The sequence below is a fragment of the Shewanella gelidii genome (genome assembly GCF_014647855.1).
Classification (GTDB): domain Bacteria; phylum Pseudomonadota; class Gammaproteobacteria; order Enterobacterales; family Shewanellaceae; genus Shewanella; species Shewanella gelidii.
In genome coordinates this window covers 1-673 of sequence record NZ_BMPZ01000032.1, presented here as the reverse complement: position 1 = coordinate 673, position 673 = coordinate 1, and the positions used below count along the sequence as shown (strand labels likewise).

At 50.8% G+C, this 673-nt stretch carries 1 protein-coding gene; it reads right to left on the bottom strand.

The window, feature by feature from the left end; translation table 11 throughout:
• Nucleotides 1-673: cadherin-like domain-containing protein (locus tag IEY18_RS17305; RefSeq protein WP_188923135.1), on the bottom strand; the 673-nt coding region annotated here is incomplete at both ends.

Sequence of the window (673 nt, the reverse complement as noted above, 5' to 3'; positions counted from 1 at the left end):
TGCCAGAGACCGTTTCTACCGTGCCTGCATCGCCATCGGTCGCGCCATCTTCTGTGACGGTGCCGGCATCGCTGTCGCCGTTGCCGAGGTTGACGGTAATGTCAGCAGGATCGTTGGCGCCAGTGATTGTTATGGTCAGTGTTTCTGTTTCTGGTGCAGTACCATCGGTTGCAGTGTAAGTGAAGATAACATCAGCTGTAACACCATTAGGCAAGGCTTCAGAAGCCGGGCCGTTCGCTATAAAGGTGTAACTACCATCTGCATTGATGGTGAGCGTGCCGTAATCATTGGTTACAACGCCAGCTTGTCCTGCAGTCACGGCCGCAGTATCTCCATTGGCATTGGAGACGATAGAGCTTACGGATAACGTATCACCATCTGTATCTGAATCGTTCGCCAGAACGCCATTCACCTCATCAACAGTGAGTGTCGCGTTTTCATCAACACTGCCGGTATCAGCAACAAGTGTTGGTGCGTCATTACTGCCACCAACATCGATTGTTAGCGTTGCGGTATCAGTGCCTGTGCCATCCGTTACAGTGTAAACAACGGTATCAATACCATTAAAGTTCGCTGGAGGCGTATAAACGTAACTACCATCGGCTGCAATGACAATGGTGCCGCCTTCGGTTGTGTTAAAGGTCCCTGCAATAACACTGAGTGCATCTCCGTC